The 21457-nt window shown below is 66.5% G+C and carries 20 protein-coding genes; 2 read left to right on the top strand and 18 right to left on the bottom strand.

What is annotated here, in order from left to right; genetic code table 11:
• Positions 1-597 precede the first annotated feature (597 nt).
• The gene (locus H6A21_RS02745) at positions 598-873 is read right to left on the bottom strand and encodes an S-layer homology domain-containing protein (protein ID WP_204560061.1); all 276 of its coding nucleotides are present in this window, start codon (positions 871-873) and stop codon (positions 598-600) included.
• Between the two features lie 156 nt (positions 874-1029).
• The gene (locus H6A21_RS02740) at positions 1030-2340 is read right to left on the bottom strand and encodes an ATP-binding protein (RefSeq protein WP_204560060.1); all 1311 of its coding nucleotides are present in this window, start codon (positions 2338-2340) and stop codon (positions 1030-1032) included.
• Positions 2341-2582: 242 nt separating this feature from the next.
• Between H6A21_RS02740 and H6A21_RS02735 the strand changes: the two genes are divergently transcribed.
• A complete protein-coding gene (locus H6A21_RS02735) occupies positions 2583-2786 on the top strand; it encodes a LytTR family DNA-binding domain-containing protein (RefSeq protein ID WP_204560059.1) in 204 nt (67 codons plus the stop codon).
• Positions 2787-2982: 196 nt separating this feature from the next.
• Here H6A21_RS02735 and dusB read toward each other — a convergent pair whose 3' ends face one another.
• A complete protein-coding gene (gene dusB, locus H6A21_RS02730) occupies positions 2983-4023 on the bottom strand; it encodes a tRNA dihydrouridine synthase DusB (RefSeq protein ID WP_342636036.1) in 1041 nt (346 codons plus the stop codon).
• A 98-nt stretch (positions 4024-4121) separates the two neighbouring features.
• Complete coding sequence (gene lepA, locus H6A21_RS02725; protein ID WP_204560058.1) at positions 4122-5930, bottom strand: translation elongation factor 4; 1809 nt, start codon at positions 5928-5930, stop codon at positions 4122-4124.
• Positions 5931-6125: 195 nt separating this feature from the next.
• Here lepA and rpsT point away from each other — a divergent pair, with 195 nt between their 5' ends.
• Entirely contained in the window at positions 6126-6389 is a 264-nt protein-coding gene (rpsT, locus tag H6A21_RS02720; RefSeq protein ID WP_204560057.1) for a 30S ribosomal protein S20, read from the top strand.
• Between the two features lie 722 nt (positions 6390-7111).
• Here rpsT and holA read toward each other — a convergent pair.
• The 14 genes from holA to H6A21_RS02650 form a co-directional block, all read right to left on the bottom strand.
• Complete coding sequence (gene holA / locus H6A21_RS02715) at positions 7112-8074, bottom strand: DNA polymerase III subunit delta (protein WP_204560056.1); 963 nt, start codon at positions 8072-8074, stop codon at positions 7112-7114.
• 202 nt (positions 8075-8276) lie between these two features.
• Positions 8277-10520, bottom strand: coding sequence for a DNA internalization-related competence protein ComEC/Rec2 (locus tag H6A21_RS02710; RefSeq protein WP_204560055.1), 2244 nt, complete (start codon positions 10518-10520; stop codon positions 8277-8279).
• 60 nt (positions 10521-10580) lie between these two features.
• Positions 10581-11375 (bottom strand): helix-hairpin-helix domain-containing protein, encoded by a 795-nt coding sequence (locus H6A21_RS02705; RefSeq protein ID WP_239462594.1) that lies wholly within the window; start codon positions 11373-11375, stop codon positions 10581-10583.
• 218 nt (positions 11376-11593) lie between these two features.
• Complete coding sequence (thiI, locus tag H6A21_RS02700) at positions 11594-12826, bottom strand: tRNA uracil 4-sulfurtransferase ThiI (RefSeq protein ID WP_204560054.1); 1233 nt, start codon at positions 12824-12826, stop codon at positions 11594-11596.
• A gap of 6 nt (positions 12827-12832) precedes the next feature.
• Entirely contained in the window at positions 12833-13114 is a 282-nt protein-coding gene (locus H6A21_RS02695) for a DNA-directed RNA polymerase subunit omega (protein WP_204560053.1), read from the bottom strand.
• A 6-nt stretch (positions 13115-13120) separates the two neighbouring features.
• Positions 13121-13690 (bottom strand): guanylate kinase, encoded by a 570-nt coding sequence (gene gmk / locus H6A21_RS02690; RefSeq protein ID WP_204560052.1) that lies wholly within the window; start codon positions 13688-13690, stop codon positions 13121-13123.
• Positions 13690-13998: an integration host factor, actinobacterial type gene (gene mihF / locus H6A21_RS02685; protein ID WP_204560051.1), complete on the bottom strand. Its 309-nt coding sequence runs from the start codon at positions 13996-13998 to the stop codon at positions 13690-13692. The genes gmk and mihF overlap by 1 nt, the downstream gene beginning before the upstream one ends.
• A 210-nt stretch (positions 13999-14208) precedes the next feature.
• Positions 14209-14931, bottom strand: a complete 723-nt coding sequence (gene pyrF / locus H6A21_RS02680; RefSeq protein WP_204560050.1) for an orotidine-5'-phosphate decarboxylase — start codon at positions 14929-14931, stop codon at positions 14209-14211.
• Positions 14925-15833 carry a dihydroorotate dehydrogenase gene (locus H6A21_RS02675; RefSeq protein ID WP_204560141.1) on the bottom strand — a complete coding sequence of 303 codons (909 nt, stop codon included), beginning with the start codon at positions 15831-15833 and terminating at the stop codon, positions 14925-14927. The genes pyrF and H6A21_RS02675 overlap by 7 nt, the downstream gene beginning before the upstream one ends.
• An 11-nt stretch (positions 15834-15844) precedes the next feature.
• Positions 15845-16639 (bottom strand): dihydroorotate dehydrogenase electron transfer subunit, encoded by a 795-nt coding sequence (locus H6A21_RS02670; RefSeq protein ID WP_239462593.1) that lies wholly within the window; start codon positions 16637-16639, stop codon positions 15845-15847.
• Between the two features lie 158 nt (positions 16640-16797).
• Positions 16798-18087 (bottom strand): dihydroorotase, encoded by a 1290-nt coding sequence (locus H6A21_RS02665; RefSeq protein WP_204560049.1) that lies wholly within the window; start codon positions 18085-18087, stop codon positions 16798-16800.
• Positions 18071-19015: an aspartate carbamoyltransferase catalytic subunit gene (locus H6A21_RS02660; protein ID WP_204560048.1), complete on the bottom strand. Its 945-nt coding sequence runs from the start codon at positions 19013-19015 to the stop codon at positions 18071-18073. The genes H6A21_RS02665 and H6A21_RS02660 overlap by 17 nt, the downstream gene beginning before the upstream one ends.
• Before the next feature lie 5 nt (positions 19016-19020).
• Positions 19021-19605, bottom strand: coding sequence for a bifunctional pyr operon transcriptional regulator/uracil phosphoribosyltransferase PyrR (pyrR, locus tag H6A21_RS02655; RefSeq protein ID WP_204560047.1), 585 nt, complete (start codon positions 19603-19605; stop codon positions 19021-19023).
• 372 nt (positions 19606-19977) lie between these two features.
• The gene (locus H6A21_RS02650) at positions 19978-21069 is read right to left on the bottom strand and encodes a KamA family radical SAM protein (protein ID WP_204560046.1); all 1092 of its coding nucleotides are present in this window, start codon (positions 21067-21069) and stop codon (positions 19978-19980) included.
• Between the last annotated feature and the right edge of the window lie 388 nt (positions 21070-21457).

The raw sequence follows: 21457 nt of genomic DNA, 5'->3' as shown, positions 1-21457 counted from the left end.
CAGCTCGCCGCGGCAACGAACTTGCCAAGAGTCTCGCTAAGGGACCCCCTTGGCGAGACTCTTGGCAAGTTCGTTGTCAAGCAAGGCATGCGGGGAACCGGTACCAGAGCCTCCATCGAACCGATAGCGAGCGGCAGCGCGGCGTCCAAACGACGCATCGACGTGAGCCGCCGGTGAGCAATCGCTCCCGCGGCGCAATGCGCCCCATACAGCAACGTACGAATCTGCGTCATGATATGAGAGCCGTCCGCCCGCAGCATCGCCAAGCTGAGAAATCCTCAATACAACTGCTGTAAAACCTTCAATGCCTCTATCGGAAAATCCCCACCATCACGCTCACGCGGCAGCCATCAGGCTGGCATAACGAGGAGCACCGTCCCCTATCCAGTAGCGAGAGCACCCGCACGGGTACCACCCGAGCATCACGAGATACGAGATACGGCTCGGTAGGTGGGAAGCAAAGGCGGGCGATGAACCGAGAAGGATAAGATGCAGCGCCGGTGCGCGCTCCGATCCGGCGCAGCATCGGAAAACCGCGACCCCATATGCCGTCCGTTGATGATAGCAAGCGCTAGGACGACATACGGGGCCGCGAACTCATGAGAACAAAAAGCTCAGGTGGACAAACTGGAAACGATGGAGAGCCGGCTGCTCGACCGCAGCAAGGGCCTGGCGGTAGAGGACCATGGCGAGCTGGGCGCGGGTGATGGGGTCACCGGGGGCAAGCTCACCGGTGTGGTTGTAGCCGCGTAGCAGTCCCGTCGGGACCGCCCACTCGACCGGATCTGCCGCCCAGGGGGAGACCTCGGCGCCGTCGGGAAGCGCCAAGAGGTCGGCGTCCGCTGCGGGCTCCCCCGCCGCGCGCCAGAGCACCGCGGCGAGCTGCTCGCGGGTGAGCGGGTCGCCTGGGCCGAATGAGGCCCCGGGACGCTGCCCCTAAGACGGCGCCGGCGTACCGGGCGCCCGGGTCGGATGCCCCTGTGGGACGAAGTCGCTCCACCCCAAGCCGGTCGCAGGGCGCGCAATCCCCTATGCGGTGAGCGCCGTCAGGGGGACGATGTAGATCTCGTCCTCGACGCGCCGAGCATACTGGGATACCCCGGTGATGACAGCCATAAACACAGGCGGTTTCGTCCGGGCGGAAGGGTTGGCGCAGACGCGCTCGCGCAAGCGCCTGAGGCTCGCAACGCCCTGCTCGGCGCGCGCCTCGCTCGTCTTGAACTCGAAGGCTGCCCACCGCCCGTCGGCGAGCTCGACGACGGCATCCGCCTCGAGCCCGGTGTCGTCGCGATAGTAGCGCACGGGCACGTCTGCCGCCTCATCGAGCGCGTCCGCATAGACCAGCAGATCGCGCATGCACATGGCCTCGAACACCATCCCGAATGTCTGCCAGTCATCGAGCAGCGCCTGGGGCGACATGCCGAGTGCCGCAACGGCGAGGGAGGGATCCGCCAGGTAGCGCTTCGGCTTGGTGCGCACGCGGTTTGCCGCGCGTGCCGGTGGGGACCAGCCGGGTATCTCTTCGAGCAGGTACATGCTCTTGAGGAGCGAGAGATAGGAGACGAGCGTGTTCACGGATACGGCAGCCGCCGCAGAGGCGTCGCTCATGTCGGCGATGAGGGTCTTATATGTCGCCGCCTGCCCGAGATTGCGCGCGAGCGAGAACAGCAGCCGTTCGACGACATCGCCACTCTTGCCTTGCGCAGGGATGCTCTCACGGCGCAGGAGCCTCAGGTATTCCCGGGCGATGAGCTGGGCGTCGGCGGCGGTGAGGTCGACGGCCTCCGGCCAGCCTCCCCTGCATGCCGCTTCCACGAGCTCCACGGCACCGGTCTGCACCTGAGAGGACTGGAACTCACCCCGGAAGAGGCCGGAGAGCGATACGGAACGCGCGGACTCGCCGGATTCCGAGAGCGTCATCGGGCGCATCCTCACCTGGCCGATTCGTCCCGCGCCGCTGTGGCTCGGCAGATCATCTGGGCTGTTAACGTCCTTCGGGAGAGGGGTTGAGGAGCCCGTAAGTATCCAGGCTCCCCTGAGGCCGCGCACGCGGTCGATTTCGTGCCGCACGACATCCCAGATTGCGGGGGCGCGCTGCCATTCGTCGATGACGTGGGGCTGCTCTCCGATGAGCATTGCATGGGGGTCATCCCGGGCAAGGCCGAGCGAGGTGTCCACGAAGCTCACGCTGCGCGCGTGCTCGAGCGCGGTCCAGGTCTTGCCGCACCACTTGGTCCCCGCGATCTCAACAGCACCGAAAACGCGCAGGAACTTTTCAACTTTTGCGTCCGCGATGCGAGGGATGTAGCCCTCTGGCTTGACGTCGCTTGCTACTACCATGGTGCCTCCCGCCTCAGGCCGTGCGCGGTAGCATGTCGCTGGCTCCGAATATGGTCTCCACTCGGTATTAAGGGTTTCCCGCTTGGCTCATTGATGATTTTACAGTATAGCCGTTGAGGTTTTTACGAGAGTTATATTGTGGATTTTCCAGCATGACGATATTGCGATCAGGATGCCCTCAGACCGCGTCAAAGGATCGCACGCGGACGAGCGGGACACATACAGCGCCCGAGAGGGGCTGTATGCTGGCAGCGCGCGTTGACGAGCGCCTGCCGCACGAGCGCTTCGCCTGCTGCCATCGCTCAATCGTCGTGAACCTCGCGCTCATACGGCACATCTCGTCCGAAGGCGTGCTTCTGGCAGACGGTGGCACCATCGATGCCAGCCGCCGGCACATCTCCGACCTGCGCAAGGCGCTCAATCGATACCGGGAGCAAAGCGAGTAGCAGGCCTACATGCCGCATACCACCTCTGCGCGCAGGGCCCCGAAGCGGTAAGCTGCCAGCGCGGGCGAGCCGAGCACACGCTCACCAGCCCGCAATAGCAACGAGCTTGTCAAACGTCTCGCTAAGGCATCCCCTTAGCGAGACGTTTGACAAGTTCGTCATCGTTCAGGTGCATGCAGATGCGGCGCAGCAGGCGCTACACAGCCGGCAGCGGCGGCAGCGTGCCGCCCTGGGCGAGAATGTCCTCGCAGGCGGCGACATCCGCCTCGATCTCGTCGACGAGCGACATGAAGTCCTCGAAGCTCGTGCACCTCACCACCTGTCCGCGCCAGGCGGCGGCATGCGGCATGCCCTTCAGGTACCACGTGGCGAACGTCCGGGCGCGCGCCATGAGGGGCAGATACCGATGCACGAGCTCCAGATGCTCGCGCAGCGCCTCCAGCCGCTCATGCGCCGAGCGCACCGGCACGGGCGTGGCCGCGCTCGCAAGCGCGCGAGCGTCGTCGAACACCCAGGGGTTGCCGTAGGTGCCGCGCGCCACGAACACCGCCTCGGCCTTCGTGGTCGTGAGCATGCGCACCGCGTCCTCGGCCGAAAAGACATCGCCCGAGCCCACGACGGGAATCGTCACGGCATCGGCGACCTCGTCGATGATAGACCAGTCGGCCGTGCCGGTGTAGAGCTGCTTGGCCGTGCGCCCGTGCACCGCCACGGCGTCGGCGCCCGCGTCCTCCAGCATGCGCGCGAGCGCGGGCGCGGTGCGCTCGCCGGTGCGGAAGGCGATGCGCATCTTCACCGTCACGGGTACCTGCGCGCGCTCGACGGCGGCGCGGACGATCTGCGCCGCGAGATCAGGGGTCTCCATGAGGGCGGACCCCTCGCCCTTCGTGATGACCTTGCGCGCCGGGCACGCCATGTTGATGTCAATGAGCGAGAGCTTGTCGCCCACGCGCTCCTGCACGGCGTCGACCGCGCTCGCGAACTGCTCGGGCTTGGAGCCGAACAGCTGCACGCAGATCTGCGGCTCCTCGTCCTCGGGCAGAACGAGGCGCCAGGTCTTGTTGCTCGCGTAGGCGAGGCCGGCGACGCTCACCATCTCCGAATAGGCCATCTCGGCCCCGCGCCGGCGGCACATGATGCGGTATGCCGCATCGGTCACGCCCGCCATGGGCGCGAGCAGAAACGGCTGAGCCGCATAGGCCGCGCGCAGCCGCTCGGCCCCGTTCGAAATACCCACCTGTCCCCCTTTATGGCAAAACGGGTCCTCGCGCCATCCCCCGACGGGCGCCACAGCACCCGCCGGGGTCATGCGCACGAGAACCCGTCTGGCATACGTTACTCGTCGACTTTGAGAATGGCCAGAAACGCCTCCTGCGGCACATCGACGCTGCCGATGGCCTTCATGCGCTTCTTGCCCTCCTTCTGCTTCTCAAGAAGCTTGCGCTTGCGCGAGATGTCGCCGCCGTAGCACTTGGCGAGGACGTCCTTGCGCACGGCCTTCACCGTGGAGCGCGCGATGATCTTGTTGCCGATCGCGCCCTGGATGGGCACCTCGAACTGCTGGCGCGGGATGATCTCCTTCAGCTTGTCGCAGAGCCCTCGGGCGAGCGGATAGGCCTTGTCCTTGTGCACGATGAAGGACAGCGCGTCCACCTCGTCGCCGGACAGCAGGATGTCGAGCTTCACCAGATCGCTCGTGCGGTAGCCGGAGAACTCGTAGTCGAGGCTCGCGTAGCCCTTCGTGCGGCTCTTCAGCTGGTCGAAGAAGTCCAAGATGAGCTCGGCGAGCGGCATGTCGAAGTGCATCTCCACCGACTTGGCGGACAGGTGGATCATGTCGGTCATCGTCGCGCGGTGCTCGATGGACAGCTGCATGACCGCGCCGGTGTACTCCGGCGGCACGATGACCTTCGCGGCCAGGTAGGGCTCCTCGATATGGTCGATACGCGTCACGTCGGGCAGGTCTTGCGGGCTGCGGACGTCGAGCATCGTGCCGTCGGTCTTGTAGACGTGGTAGTCGACCGAGGGGCTCGTGGCGATGAGGTCCAGGTCGAACTCGCGCTCCAGGCGTTCCTTCACGACCTCCATGTGGAGCAGGCCCAAAAAGCCCACGCGGAAGCCGAAGCCGAGGGCCACGCTCGTCTCGGGGCTCCAGGTGAGCGACGGGTCGTTCACGCGCAGCTTCTCGAGCGCATCGCGCAGGTTCTCGTAATCCTTGTTGTCGATCGGGAACAGGCCGGTGTAGACCATCGGCTTCGCCTCGCGGTAGCCGGGCAGGGGCTCGGGACACGGGCGGTCGCGATAGGTGAGCGTGTCGCCCACGTGCACCGCACCCGGGTCCTTGAGGCCGGTCACCACGAAGCCGACCTCGCCAACGGAAAGCTCGTCCACAAGCATCTCCGCGGGGCGCTTGATGCCCACGCCGTCGACGAGGAAGCTCTCGCCGGTCTGCATCATCGTGAGCGTATCGCCCTTCTTGATGGCTCCGTCGAACACGCGCACCGTGGCCACCACGCCGCGGTACTCGTCGAAATACGAGTCGAGGATGAGCGCCTTCAGCGGGGCGGACGCGTCACCTTCGGGCGGCGAGATGAGAAAGACGATGGCCTCGAGCAGGTCGTGGATGCCTTCGCCTGTCTTGCCCGACACGCACACCGCGTCGTCGGCCGGGATGGCGAGCTCGTCTTCGATCTCGACCTTGACCTCGTCGGGGTGCGCCGAGGGCAGATCGATCTTGTTGATGGCCGGCACGATATCCAGGTTCGCGTTCATGGCCAAGTTGGCGTTGGAGACGGTCTGTGCCTCGACGCCCTGGGTGGCGTCGACCACGAGCACCGCGCCCTCGCACGCGGCGAGCGAGCGCGACACCTCGTAGGTGAAGTCCACATGCCCCGGCGTGTCGATGAGGTTGAACTGGTAGACATCGCCGTCGTCGGCCGTGTACATGACGCGCACGGCGTTGCTCTTGATGGTGATGCCGCGCTCGCGCTCGATGTCCATCGAGTCGAGCAGCTGGGACTCCATGTCGCGCTCGTCCACGGTGTGCGTGAGCTCGAGGATGCGGTCCGAGATCGTCGACTTGCCGTGGTCGATATGCGCGATGATGGAGAAATTTCTGATGTGAGAAGTATCTTGCGTATCCATGGGGCCTATCATACCCGAGGGCGCGCACACGTGGGGACAGCCGGTCGTGCATATATCGTGAGCATCACGGCTAATCCACACGCGAACACCTTCTCTTCCCAGCGTATGCGTGCTATACTCACCGAGTTGTGACCTCACCGTGTCTCAGAGGCCGGATACATTTTGGCTTTAGAAGTATCTGAAAGGAACCTGCAAGTGGCAAACATCAAGTCTCAGAAGAAGCGCATCCGCACCGCCGAGATCGCCCGCGTCCGCAACAAGGCGGTTCGCTCCGAGCTCAAGACGCTGATCAAGCACGTGCATGCCGCCGTTGAGTCCGGTGACAAGGCTGCTGCCGCCGCCGCGGCGACCCGTGCCAACCGCGCGCTCGACAAGGCTGTCGCCAAGGGCGTCATCCACAAGAACCAGGCTGCCAACCGCAAGTCCGGCGTGCAGCACCTGGTCAACGGCATGGAGTAGCACCTCCGTCCGTACAACGTTGATTGCTTGAAGACCCCGTTTTCGCCGACGGGGTCTTTTTTCATGACGAGACGGGGTTGATCGCACCACATCGACGAATCTGAGGACAGATCGGCGCCGGCGGGCAATGATCCCGTCGGCGCCGCGTCACACGTTGCAGCAAGAAGCCTACTCCGCGGAGCGGGCGGAGAGGTTCATCATGAGTGCGGCCATCTCGACACGCGTGCAGGCGCGGGTCGGCTGCAGCTCGCGGGCCCCGTCACCGGCAGTCCGCCCAGCCTCGGCACAACGCCGAGGAGATCGTGGTCCGAGGATCGATGTCGCAGGCAAGCTTTTACCGCCAATGGCGGTAAAATGATGGCGGTAAAAGGAGGCGGCGCGGACGATTCGCGGGGAGAGGAAGACGTACTCAACCAGTGAACACGGCTATCCAGTCACCCAGACGTGCCTCGAGGGCTTCAGAAACATCGGGTGCTTCACCACGATGATATTCCCCCGACCGGGCAGGCTCGACTTCTCCGGCTGGCATCGACGTGCGCCGCCCGCCAAAATCGCCGAAAAGCCAGTTTTCATGGCGAGACGGGGCGCTCGTCGGCAACGTCACCCTGCGGCGAACCCAAAGACGAAAGCGCGCGGCGGCAGCCCTGGGCCGAGCGCCCGCCGGAAGGAGTGCGGCATGGCAGGCCGCATGCGATGCGCAGCCACCCCAGCGCCTATCTCCCCTATCCCCTCGTGCAGATCTTGGTGACCCACAGCTGCAGGGCGAGCGCCGAGTCGGCAGAGCCCTTCAGGGCGGATTCGACCTCGACGGCGTCCGACAGCGCATCGATAAGCTCACTCATCTTGAAGCGCCGCGCCCACGTGAGGTGGTTTTTCACCTGCCAGCTCTGGACGCCGAGCACAGAGGCGAGCTCGCGGCCCGTTCCGCGCGCATCGAGCGCCTTCGCGTAGATGAGCTCGCGCAGGCGGGTGACGAGCAGCGAGTACAGGCGCACCTCGCTGTGGTCCGGCTGCAGGCGGAACAGCTCGAGGGCACGCGGCAGGTCGCGCGCCGACACGGCATTCAGGAAGTCCCACGGCTTCACCTCGGCGGTGCGCATGACGAGCCGTTCCACGTCGGCGAGCGTGATCTCGGACCCCTCCACCATCTGGGCGAGGCGCTTGAGCTCGTTGTCGAGCATGCGGGACTGCTCGCCCGCACGGCTCACGAGCTCCTCGGCCGCGGCGATCCCGATGGTCTTGCCGTGGGCGCGCGCCATCGAGACGACCTGCTTGGGCATCTCCCATGCCTTCTTGGGCGTGCAGTCGACCACGGCCTTCTTGTCGATCTTGGCGATGGCCTTGTAGAGCCGCGTGTTCTTGGCGAGCGTGTTCGCCACCACCAGGCACACGGTGGTGGGCGATGGGTTGGCGAAGTACTCCACGAGCGGCTCGCTCACCGCCTTGGGCAGACGGTCGCACCCGGAAAGGATCACGAGCCGGAAGTCCGCCCCCATGGGGAACGTGTTCAGCGACGCGATGATGTCATCGATGGCCGGGTCGCGCGTCATGTCCCGCTCATCGAGGTTGAACTCGGCCATGCCGCTCTTCTCGAGCCGCGCCTTCATGCGCTCGACGGCATGCGAGCGCTTGTACTCGTCGGCGCCCACGATGAGGTAGGCGGGCAGCAGCGCGGTTTCGGCCATAGATGGGTCCCCCTTCAGTCGTCACCCTATTCTACCCGCCCGGCGAAAAACAGAGGGTACAGACTTTCGCGTCCCGATCCGCGCAGGAGAGGCGGGTGCGGCCGAAGGCGAAAACGGCACTGGGGCGCTGCGAGGGCGCGGCTGGCGGACGCTCCTGCGGGCACGGGACGCCGGACGCGAAGCGATCTATCCAGCGTCCCCCTTAGCGCTCGGTGATCACGCGGACGCCGCCTTCTGCCGGCTCGACGGTGACGTCGCCCACATCCTTCGTGCAGAGCATGGCCGCTCCGCTGTCGCGCACGGCGCCGATGCACTCCTCGGTGGGGTGCCCGTAGGCGTTATGCGCGCCCGCGCTCGCGATGGCGATCTCGGGGGTGAGTGCGTCGAGCACCGCGGCATCGACCGATTCGGCGGACCCGTGGTGCCCGAGCTTCAAGACATCGATATCCCCCACCTCAGACACATAGGCATGCTCCTGGTCGCGCTCCGTATCCCCGGTAAGGAGCGCCGAAAGCTCGCGACCGTCCGCGTCGTACTGGACGTCGAGGACGAGCGAGTCGGCGTTCTCCGAACCCTCGACTGCCGTACGCGGCCACACGACCTCGCAGGTGAAGCCGCCCACGGACAGCACGTCGCCCGCGCGCAGCTCGGCGAGCTCGAACGAGCCCGCGCCGGCGAGCTCCTCCGGCATCGCATCCGCCGCGCCCGCCGCCACGAGCACCCGGTCCACCGGGATGGTCTCGAGCACCGCCGGCAACCCGCCCCAATGATCGCGGTCCCAATGCGAGATCACGACGGCGTCGAGCTCGAACACGCGGTTTCGGGCGAGCGCCTCCACCACCACCTCGTCCACACCCGCATCCATGAGGATGCAGGAGGAGCCGTCGCGCACGAGGATGGCATCGGCCTGGCCGACGTCGAGCACCGTGATGGACGCCGGCGCGAACAGAAGCCAGCGCACAAGCCAGACGGCGCCGCACGCCGCCGCAGCGCCCGTGCCAACTAGCAGCGGGATGCGCCCCGGGTCCGGCCAGGCGAGATACACCGAGGCCGCCACCGCATACAAGATGAGATACCGCCCGTCCTCCACAGCGACGGGAACCGAGGCGAGCGGTATGGCGCCGACCAGCTCGGCGACGAAGATGGAGAGCCGCGCGAGCGCGCAGGGGATCTCGAGCAGCGGCGCGAGGGGCGCCGCGATGACGGCCGCCCCCGTCGCGATGAGACCGACGAGCAGAAGCGCGCTCATCAACGGCCCGACGACGAGGTTCGCAAGCGGCGCCACGAGCGAGAGCTCGCCGAAGATCGGCAGCGTGAGCGGCAGGGTGGCCCATTGCGCCGCCAGCGTGAGGGAAAGCGCCTCGGCGAGCGCCGCCGGCGCGCCCATGCGCGCGATGAGGTGAGCGAGGTAGCGGCCGAACAGCTGGATGAAGAGCACGCTTGTCGCCGAGAGCTGAAAGCCCAGGTCGTAGACGACGCCGGGCCGCAGAGCCACAAAGCCGCAGGCGGACAGGGCGAGCGCCGAGATGCCGTGCCCGCGCCGGCGCCCCACCTGCGCCGCAAACGACGCGCAGACCATGGCGGCGGAGCGAACGGCGGAAGGAGCGCCCCCGGTGAAGACCACGTAGGCGATCGACAGGCCCCCGATGATGGCGAAACGGTTCGTGCGGCGCACGCGGGTGCGGCCCAGCGCCCGCTCCACGAACGACGCGATGAGCGCGAGATGGCTGCCCGAGACCGCGACGAGATGCGACAGGCCCGTGCGCGCAAAGACCTCCTGGGCATCCGTTCCGGCAAGCTCGGCGGTGCTGCCGCAGACCGTTCCGGCCACGAGGGCGCGCGCCGCGCTCGCCGCCGGGTCGATCGCCGCAAGCGCCGCCGCGCGCCGGTCGCGTATGGGATCGAATCCATCGGGCTGCGCCATCTCGTTCACATGCACGACGTCGACGCTCGCGACCTCGCCGCGCATGAGGCGCGACCGCGCCCAGTCGCTGTCGTCAAGCGGCTCGATGCGCCCGACGAGGTGCAGCCGCGCGCCGATCGAGAACGCCTCCTGGGCCGTCAGGCGCACCGTCGCCCGACGCGTGCCCGTGTCGCGCGCATACGCATCGGCTGTGCACGAGATGCCGTAGGTCCCCTCGCTCGGCTCGGAGGTCACCACGAAGGTGTACGAGCTCGCAGGGCCCCCGAGCCGTCCTGTCTCCGCCTGCAGCGTCGTCGCAAACGCCATCGACGTGCACGCGGCGACGATAACCCCCGCGCCCATCCACATGAGCCACAAGGGTATCCTGCGCCGAGATGACGCGCGCATGAGGGCACCGATGGAGAAAAGCAGCGCGCCGCCCCCGATCGCAACGAGAACCCATAGGGGATCGAGCCACACCTCCGAGCCGGCGGTGCGCCCCTGCCAGCACGCGTGAAGCAGCAGGGCCGCCACGGCGCACATGGCGCCGGCGGCTCCTGCTGCGGGAGGGATATAGGGTTTGACCGGTAGCTCGTCCATCGGCTAGATGCAGATGAGCGACGAGAGCTTCTCGAACTTCTTCTCCCCGATACCGGAGACGCGCATGAGGTCCTCCGTCGAGGCGAACGGGCCGTTCTGCGTGCGGTCGTCCACGATCGCCTGGGCGGTGGAGGGCCCCACACCCGGCAGGGTATCGAGCTCATCGACGCTGGCGGTGTTGATATTCACGATGGCGGGCTCGCCGGAGGAGGAGGTCGCTTCGGACGACGATGCCGCAGGGGTGCCCGTCTCTGCAGGCGCGGGCGCTGCCTCGCCCTGCGTGGGCACAAAAACCTGCTCGCCGTCCGACAGGGTCCTCGCGCGGTTGATCGCCGTCGTGTCCGCATCGTTCATGAGGCCGCCCGCCGCCTGGATGGCGTCGTTCACACGCGAACCGGCAGGCAGCGTGACCACGGAGGGGTTCAGCACCGCCCCGGTGACGTCCACCACGATGTAGGACGGCGTCACCGTCTGGGCCTCATCGGTCGGCGCCGTCTCGGCAGGGGAAGAATCCTTCGGCGCCTCCTCCGCATCCTCCGAAGGCTCCGACTCGTTGTGACCCTCCGTCTTCTCCTCGAGCGCATCGCCCACGGCATCGAGCGCCCCGTCGATCACCTCGGCGGCCGCCTCGTCGTCGCGCTCGATCACCACGCCGTCGGCTTGCAGCACCCCGAGCGCGCACGCCCCGATGAACACCACCGCGGCGATGGCGGCGACGATGACGTAGACCGGGTTGCCGCGCATGATCCTCACGATGCGCCGGACCGTCTCCTGTTGCTTCTTATCCACCTGCGCCATGCGCATCACCCCCTATGCGGCCATTGTCCGCAAGGACTGCTCGAAAGGCGATGCGAGCGCCAAGTTTTTCCGGCGCGACCCGACCGATACCTTGCCGGGACCTGACCGCCCGGGCAAGGTTTCGCACGGAAGCGCGTCAGGCTGACATACCCAACAAGAGAAAAGCCGCCCGGAGCGCGATCGCCCCGGGCGGCTCATCAGCTCTTCCAGGTGTGTGGCTATCCCTCGCGCGGGGCGAGCACCACGTGATGCTCGCGCATGGCGCGCGGCGCGCGGTAGCACGACGTCGGGTAGTCGACATACTCCGCGGCAGCGACCAGCTGGTCGATCATCGCGTCGTGGTCGAACATATCCCACGCCTCGTGCACGACGTCCATCTTCGCGTGCGTCTCGGGACGACGCGGCATGAACAGGGTGCAGCAGTCGGGCGCGTCCTGCGTGGAGATATCGTAGGTCCCGATCTGCTTCGCACGGGCGATGATCTCCTGCTTGTCCGACCCGATGAGCGGACGGAAGACCGGCAGGTGCACGACCTCGTTCACCGCCATGATGTTCTCGAGCGTCTGCGAGGCCACCTGACCGAGCGACTCGCCCGTGACGATGGCCTTCGCGCCCTCGAGGGCGGCCAGCCGCTCGCACACGGCGTACATGACGCGGCGGTACATGATGACGCGCAGGTCGCTCGGGCAGGCAAGCGAGATCTCGCGCTGACAGTCGCCGAACGGCACGACGTACACGCGGCCGATCTGGACGGCGGGAGCGAGCGCCGCCACGATGTCCTGCACGAGGAACTCGCTCGTGTCGGAGGTCTGCGGGCGGCCCGAGAAATGGACGGGCACCGGCACCGCGCCGCGGCGGGCGAGCATCCAGGTGGCGACCGGCGAGTCGATGCCGCTCGAGAGCAGCGTCATGACCTTGCCGGCGCTCCCCTGCGGAAGGCCGCCGACGCCGCGGATGCTCTTCGCGTAGACGTAGACGCTGCCCTGGACCACAAGCACGTGCACCTGCACGTCCGGGTCGTGCATGAGGACCTTCTTGTCCGGATACGCCTCGCAGAGCACCTCGCCCACCTGGCGGTTCAGATCGATCGAGGTGAGCTCGTAGTCCGTGTTCGAACGGCGCGCAGCCACCTTGAACGAGGAGAACTCCCCCACCTCGCCAAGCGCCCGCACGGCGGCGCGGCAGTACTCATGCGGCTCGCGGTTCGTATGGAACGCAAGCGACACCCGGGCGACACCGGGCACGCGGGCGATCAGCTCGAAGGCGCGCTCGGCCTCGCCCGCCACAGAGAACGTGACGAGGATATGGCCGGAAATGCGCACGATGGTCGCCACGGAAAAGGCGGCCAAGGCCGCCTTCAGGTTATCCATGAGGATGCGCTCGAAGTGAGCGCGGTTCTTTCCCTTGAGCCCGATCTCGTGATAGTGGACCAGGCAGACACGGCTCGCCATAGGGGCTTACGCCTCGGGAGTGCTGTGGCGGAGCGCCTCGTGGAAGCGCTCGTGGTCATAGGAGATGTCGCCGTCGAGAATCTCGTCCATGGCCATGGTGATGGTGTCGGCGCCGGACAGCGCGATCGTGATGTCGTCCACGTCCTGGACGGCGAGCACGCGGCTGTGCTGGCCGCGCAGCATGCTGTTGATATCGCAGGCGCGCTTCGAGGCGAGCGAGGCCAACAGGAAACGGTTGTTCTCGGTCTTCTCGAGCAGGTCATCGATACGGGGCTTGATTACGGACACGGGGCCTCAGTTCCTTTCATGCTTCTTGATGACGTCCAACAGCTCCTTGGTCGAACGCTCGAGGTCGTCGTTCACCACGACGTCATCGTAGCGGTCGGCAAGAGCCATCTCGCGCTCGGCGTTCGCCAAGCGCAAGGTCAGCGACTCGGCGGTCTCCGACCCGCGCGAAACGAGGCGCTCTTTCAGGATGTCGAGCGAGGGGGGCATGATGAACAGCAGGACCGCCTCGGGGAAGCGCTCCTTCACCTGGAACGCGCCCTGGACATCGATCTCGAGCACGAGCGATTGGCCGGAGGCAAGTTTGGAGGAGACCTCGCTCACCAGCGTGCCGTAGCGGTGGCCGTGCACCTCGGCCCATTCGACGAACTGGTGCTCCGCGATGCGGCGGGCGAACTCATCGTCGGACAGGAAATAATAGTTCAGGCCGTCAACCTCGCCCTCTCGCGGCTCCCTCGTGGTAGCAGAAACCGTCAGGCCGAGTTCAGGGTAACGCTCGCGCACGCGCGCGACCAGCGTCCCCTTTCCCGCACCTGACGGACCGGAAATCACAAAGAGCTTGGGGCTTACGCAGCTCACTACTTGGAGAGCTGCTCGAGCAGCTGCTCGCGCTGACGAACACCGAGACCCTGAACACGGCGCGTGGCGGAAATGCCCAGCTCATCCATGATCTTGGCAGCCTTGGCCTTGCCGTACCCGGGGAGCGACTCGATGAGGGTGGAAACCTTCATGCGGGACGCGATGGGATCATCGGAGTTGAGGACGGACTCAAGCGTGACCTCACCCTTCTTGATCTTCTCGCGAAGCTCGGCGCGAGCGTGGCGGGCGGCAGCGGCCTTCTCGAGAGCGGCCTTGCGCTGCTCATCGGTAAGCTGAGGAAGCGCCATGATACCTCCAAATAGTTTAGGGTTAACAGGTGAATGGATGCGTATAGCGACGTAAACGGGTATGTCCACGTGACTACGCAGGAACATACCATAGTCGATGTTCCTGCGCATTTCAAGCAAAACCGCAGGAAGATAGGACATGTTGCGGCACGCTCCATAGAACGTCCGCGAGGACGGACCCCGCGGACGCCCACGGGACGGGCCAGGCGACTAGGCGCGCTCGACGAGCTCGGCGACGATGGCCTCGAACGCGCCGACAGGATCATCTGCGCCGGTAATCGGCCTGCCGACGACAATATGGCTCGCACCGGAGGCGATGGCCTCAGACGGGGTCGCCACGCGGCTCTGGTCGCCGAGAGCGGCGCCGGCCGGGCGCACGCCGGGCGTCACGACGAGCGCGCCCTCACCCAAAAGTTCACGCATGCGCGCGGCCTCCTGCGGCGAGCAGACGACGCCGTCCACACCGTTGTCGGATGCCAGGCGGGCCAGGCGGTCGGCCTCCTCGGCCACCGGGGAGGTGACGCCGATGGAGGCAAGGGCCTGCTGGTCCATGCTCGTGAGCACGGTGACGGCGATCACCTTCGTCGTGCGCTCGGCACCGTCGGCGGCGGCAGAGGCCCCATCGACGGCAGCGGCCATCATGGGGCCGGCACCGAGCCCGTGGATCGTGAGCAGGTCCGCACCCGTGCGCGCGGCAGCCTCCGCGGCGCCGCGCACCTGATGCGGGATGTCGTGGAGCTTCAGGTCCAAAAAGACCTTGAAGCCGCGCTCGCGCATCTCGCGCACGATCTGGGGCCCCTCGGCATAGAACAGCGTCATGCCGACCTTCAACCATCGGGCGTGGCCGGCCAGCTCATCGGCAAGCTCGAGCGCCCGCTCGCGCCCGCAGTCGATAGCCACGATCACGCGCTCGCGCGCATCTGCCTCTAGCATATGACGGCCCCCCGCAGCTCGTTGATGTCGGACACGCCCTGGGACTCCGCCCAGGCCTCGAGCTCATGCAGGATGCGCACCGAGGCGGTGGGGTCGACGAAGTTCGCCATGCCGACCGACACGCACGTGGCGCCGGCCAGGATGAACTCCGCGGCATCCTCGCCGGTCATGACCCCGCCCACGCCGTTCACGGGGATGTCGACGGCGTTGGCGACCTCCCATACCATGCGCACGGCGATGTGGTGGCACAGCGGGCCCGACATGCCGCCCGTGGGCTTGGAGAGACGCGAGCGACGGGTGTTGACGTCGATGGCCATACCGGAGATGGAGTTGATGACCGACAGGCCGTCGGCGCCCTCGGCCTCGAGCGCGCGGGCGATCTCGGCCACGCGCACCGGGGCCATCTTCACGAACAGGGGCTTGTCGGTGACCTTGCGGCAGGCGCGCATGACCTCGGCGGCGCCGTCGGGCGTCGACCCGCAGGCGGCGCCCCCCGCCGCGATGTTCGGGCAGCTCACGTTGATCTCGAAGCCGGCTGCCCACGGGCACAGCTCGCAGAACAGCTCGAGGGCGCGCACGTACTCCTCGGTGGAGTGGCCGGCCACCTGGCAGATGACCTGCGTGCCGCGCGCGGTGAGGTCCGCGAGATAGGGGCCGGACTCCTCCGCGAAGCCGCGGACGCCGGGGTTCTGCAGACCGACGGAGTTCATCATGCCGCCGGGAACCTCGCACATGCGGGGAGCGGGGTTGCCGGGCCACGGCTCTGCCGCGCAGCCCTTCGTCGTGATGGCGCCGAGGTCGCTCACGTTGATGAACGGCTCGAACTGCCACCCCTGGCCGAACGTGCCGGCCGCCGTGTTGATGGGGTTCTTCATCTTGACGCCGCCGAAGTCGACGGCCATGCTCACCTGGCTCACCAGACCACCACCTTGCTCGCATCGAACACCGGGCCGCACATGCAGGCGCCCTTCATGCCCTCGGTCGTCTCGACATTGCAGGTGCTGCAGGCACCGAAGCCGCAGCTCATCATGCGCTCGAGCGACGCCTCGCAATAGGCGCCCGCGGCCGCGGCGGCCTCGGCCACCTTCTGCATCATGACACCGGGGCCGCACGTCGCCACGTAGTCGTAGCCGCCCGCGGCGAGGAGCTCGGCGGCGGGCTCGGTCACGAAGCCGCAGCGCCCCTCGGTGCCGTCGTCCGTGGCGATCTCGATGCGCTCGGCGCCCAGGGCGTCGAGCTCGGACAGGCCGACGAGCGCGTCCGCGGAGCGGGCGCCCAGGCACACGTCAAAGGGGATGCCGGCGCGGTGCAGCTGCTCTGCCAGCGGCACGAGCGGGGGCACGCCGATGCCGCCGCCCACGAGCAGGGCGCGGCTGCAGCCCTCGGGCACGCCCCAACCGTGGCCGCCCGGGCCGAGCACGGTCGAGCGGTCGTTCGGCTTCATGGCCGACAGGCGCTCGGTGCCGTCGCCCACGACGGCGTACCAGACCTCGACCGTACCGGAATCTGCATTGGCGCGGGCATAGGACAGCGGGATGCGCAGCAGCGACTGGGCGTTGCCGGGCACCTCGAAGTTCATGAACTGGCCGGGCTTGATGGCGGACGCGAGCTCCGGGGCCTCGATGACGAGCGAGAAGATGCCGTGGGCGATCTTGTCGTTCGAGACGATCCGGAACTCATGCAGCCGCGCGGAAGAAGGTTGGGGCATACGCGAATCCTCTCCTTTGGTTGGCATGGTGAGTACGAGGGCCGCGACCCCCTCCCCGTCAGGGGGAAGCGGGAGCCGCGGCCCACGTGAAAACCGTAGAGGGTGTTGCCGGACGAGTGAGCGCTGCCGCGCCCGCGTCGAGCGGCTCCAAGCCCATGTTAGCAGACGACGCCGTCGCGCATCGTCGCCACGCCGCCCACGAACACGTCCGTGGCGCGACCGGTGATCGAAGCCCCGATGAAGCCGGAGTTCTTCGCCTGGCTCTCGAAGCCATCCGCGGTGACCGTCCAGGTGGCCTCGGGGTCGAACACCGTGATGTCGGCGAGCGAGCCCGCCGCGATGCTCACCGGCTCCACGCCGAGGATGCGGCGCGGGCCGATGGCCATGAGCTCGACCATGCGCGCAAGCGAGATCTTGCCGGTCTTCACGAGGTTCGTGTAGACGAGGCCGAGCGACGTCTCCAGGCCGATCATGCCGAACGGCGCCAGCTCGAACTCGCGGGCCTTCTCCCAGTCGGCGTGCGGCGCGTGGTCGGTCACGATGGCGTCGACCGTGCCGTCGATGACGCCGGCGATGACCGCCTCGGCATCGGCTGCGGTGCGCAGCGGCGGGTTCACCTTGAGGGAGGTGTTGTAGGTACCGTCGATGGCGTCCTCGGTGAGGAACATGTGGTGCGGGGTGGCCTCGCAGGTCACCGGCAGGCCCTTGGCCTTGGCCTCGCGCACGAGTTCCACGCCATGGGCGGTGGAGATGTGCTGGATGTGGAGCTTGGCGCCCGTGAGCTCGGCGATGGCGATGTCGCGGGAGATCTGGAGCTCCTCGCCGGCCGCCGGCCAACCGAGCAGGCCGAGGCGCGTGGAGACGGCGCCCTCGTTCACCTGGCCGTCGCCCACGAGGTCCTCGTCCTGGCAGTGGCTCATGAAGACCTTGCCGAACATCTTGCCGTAGTCCATGGCGCGGCGCAGCATGCCCGCGCCCTGGATGCCGCGGCCGTCGTCGGTGAACGCGACGCAGCCGTGGGCGACCATGTCGCCCATCTCGGAGATGATCTCGCCCTTGAGGCCCTTGGTCATGGCGCCCGAGGGGAAGACGCGGCAGTGGCCCTTCGCGGCGGCGACGGACTTCACGTACTCGATCGTCACGCCGTTGTCGGTCACGGGGTCGGTGTTGGGCATCGAGCACACGCCGGTGAAGCCGCCGTGAGCCGCGGCGCGCGTGCCGCTCTCGATGTCCTCCTTGTGCTCGTAGCCGGGCTCGCGCAGGTGCACGTGCATGTCCACGAGACCGGGCACGAGGTACTTGCCGGCAAGGTCGATGACCTCGGCGTCCGCGGCGTCCAGGTTCTCGCCGACGCGCGCGATGCGCTCGCCCTCGACGAGGACGTCGGCTACGCCGTCAAGGCCGGCAGCGGGATCGACGATATGGGCGTTCTTAAGAAGCAAGGCCATTATCGGCACCTCCAAGCAGCAGATACAGGGCGGCCATGCGCACGCAGATGCCCGCATAGACCTGGTCGAGGATGACCGAGCGCTCGGGATGGTCGGCCATATAGGAATCGAACTCCACGCCGCGGTTGATCGGGCCGGGGTGGCAGATGATCGCGTCGGGCTTCATCAGGTGCTCGCGCTTCTTGGTGAGGCCGAACAGCTGGTGGTACTCGCGCAGGCTCGGGAAGGGTGCCCCCTCGAGGCGTTCACGCTGGATGCGGAGCATGTAGACGACATCGAGCTCGGGCAGCACGTCATCGAGGCAGTAGCTCACGTGGTCGGCGCCGAGCACCTCGGGAGCCGCCGGGATGAGCGTGCCGGGGGCCACGATCGTGACCTCGGCGCCCATGATCTTGAGCGCGGGGATGAGCGAGCCGCAGACGCGGGAGTGCGAGATGTCGCCCACGATGCCGACCTTGAGGCCGCAGAAGTCATGCTTGCGCTCCCAGATGGAGTACAGATCGAGCAGGGCCTGGGTGGGATGGCCGTGCTTGCCGTCACCGGCGTCGATGACCGACACGGGGCTCGACTGCGTGATGATGTAGGGGGCGCCGGCGTGCTTGTCGCGCACGACGATCATATCGATCTTGTAGGAGTTGAGCGTCATGACGGTGTCGATGAGGCTCTCGCCCTTGACCGTGGAGGTCGAGGAGCCGCCGAAGTTCAGGGTGTCGGCGGACAGGCGCTTCTCGGCGAGCTCGAAGGAGCTGCGGGTGCGGGTGGAGGGCTCGTTGAACATGTTGACGATCGTCTTGCCCTTGAGCGTCGGAACCTTCTTGATAGCGCGCTCGTTCACCTGCGAGAAGGCCTTGGCGGTCTCGAGGATGGTCATGAGATCGGTATCGGAGTACTCCGTGATATCGATCAGGTGCTTATGGTTGAAGGCCATGGGTGCTACTCCCCTCCCAGCGGCGCGGAGCCCACGTGGGCGCCCGCCGCGACATCGGTGATCTCCACGGCCGTGCGGCCGTCGACATCCTTGAGGTACAGGCGCACGTTCTCCTCATGGGAGGACGGAACGTTCTTGCCCACGAAATCGGGGCAGATGGGCAGCTCGCGATGGCCGCGATCGACCAGCACCGCCAGCTCCACGCGGGAAGGACGGCCAAGGTCCATGATGGCGTCGAGCGCGCAGCGGATGGTACGGCCCGTGTAGAGGATGTCGTCCACCAAAACGATGCGCTTGCCGTCGACGTCGAAGGGGATGTCGGTGGCGTGGACCTCGGGCGAGAAATGGGTCTGGAAGTCATCGCGGTAGAAGCTGATGTCCAGACTGCCGAGGGGAACGTCCACCCCCTCGATATCCTTGATGTGCTCGACGAGCTCCTTGGCCAGAAGGTCGCCGCGCGTCACGATGCCGACGATGGCGAGGTTGTCGCAGCCCTCGTTGCGCTCGAGGATCTCGTGCGCGATACGCGTCATCGCGCGCGAGACCGCGGCCTCGTCCATAATGACGGCCTTGGGTGAAGACGTGCTCATCAATCTCCTTCCCTTAAGGTTCGCGCGCATCCCGCACGCGCGGGACACGCAAGAAAAAAGATGCCCGACCGCACGCGGCGAGACATCCACAGGAAGAAGCTGAGGGCAGCTTGTATGTAGCTCCTTGCGGTATCTCGTACGCGCTTAAAGGTCGTATTCAGTATAGCGGGCGCATCCCGTGGCACCGTTCTGATGCATAAATCTTTTTGGCGCCTGCATACAATCCACCGTAAACGGTAGGATTCGCCGATTCGCCCGGTACGCCCTCACGATTCGCACACATTTCGCCTGCGATGCGGAGCGCGGCGGGACGGAGGAGGCACGCACGGTGCCCCCGCCATCCCGTACGAATGGCATATCGCCGTGAGCTCGCTAATCGAGCCAGACCTGGTCGTCGGTGAGCTCGGCGGTGAAGATGCGCCCTTGGTCCTCGGCACGGCGCGCCGCATGGACCTTGAAGACGGCCTTCCCGTCGTCAGCGAAGCCGACCATCTGCACCTTGCCCAGGCGGTGGCTCATGATGTAGCGGAAGCTGTTCGCCATGCCGCTCATCTTCGCCTTCGCCTCGCCCACGATGCGCATGCCCTCGGCGAGCGGGACCTGCAGATGGTCCTCGAATCCCACGGGCACACGGCACTGGTACAGGTAATAGGGCACCACGCCGATGGACACCAGGCCGCGCATGAGCTCGCTCAAGGTCTCCGGCGAGTCGTTCACCCCGCGCAGGAGCACCGACTCGTTCCTGATCGTGCAGCCCGCCTCGCGCAGCAGGCGCACGGCGGTGTAGGCCTCGTCGGTGATCTCGCGCGGATGGTTGAACTGCGTGACCACGATGATCGCCTTCGCCTTCGCGTAGCGAGAGAGCAGCGCGAGCAGGTCGCCGTCGTCTTCGGTGATGCGCTGCGGGAAGGTGGCCGGGACGCTCGTGGTGAAGCGGATGTAGTCAACGTTCGGCAGGAAGGCGAAGGCCTTCAGGTACTCACCGATGCGCTCGTTGGTGTTGAGGAACGCATCGCCGCCCGAGATCGAGATGTTGTCGATCTCGGGATGGTCGCCGATGTATTCGGCGAGCTTCGGGATGCGCAGGGCCGCCTCGTCCTCGTCGAGGTGCGCGAAATCGCGCCGGTAGCAATGGCGCGCATAGCTCATGGTGGCATCGTTGGAGATGATGAGGACCGATTGCTGGTACTTGTGCTGACCGCCCTGGATGGTTGCCTCGGTGTTCTCCTGCGTCTCGGCGTCGATGGCGGCGGGAACGGAGAGATCGGGGACGACCATGCGCTTGATGGGATCCTCCGGGTCGAGCCGGTTCATCAGGCGCAGGTAGTACGGGGTGATGAGGACCGGGTAGCGCTCCTCGAAGGGAGCGAGCTCCGCATAGGTCTCCTCGCTGATGCCCAACGACTCCTGCAGATCGGACAGGCTTCGGTAGCTCTCGTCCAGAAGAGTCTGCCAACGCTTCATCGCATAACCTCGCTTCGACGATCGCCGAGCGCCCGCGGACGCATCCGCGCGACACGGCACCCTACATGAGACAGCGCGTCGGCGTGCCCGCAGGCATTCCCGACGCCCACCGTGTTACCGGTATGTACTATGTGATACCAGCTTTAGAGGATATTCATGCGGCCCCGTCGCTGTTCGGCAGCATTCCGCCTGCAACCGGACGGATTTCTTGCCACTGGCTACCGGCACGGCTCCGAGCCGGAAAAGTTCTCCAAAAAAACCTCTTGCGCCTCCGAGCGTTTTGTCTATACTATTCCTTGTTGCGAACAGGCAACCGAGATTCCTCGATAGCTCAATGGTAGAGCCCGCGGCTGTTAACCGCGTTGTTGTAGGTTCGAGTCCTACTCGA

Source organism: Collinsella tanakaei, assembly GCF_016902615.1.
Classification (GTDB): Bacteria; Actinomycetota; Coriobacteriia; order Coriobacteriales; family Coriobacteriaceae; genus Collinsella; species Collinsella tanakaei_A.
This window is presented reverse-complemented; position numbering and strand designations above follow the sequence as displayed.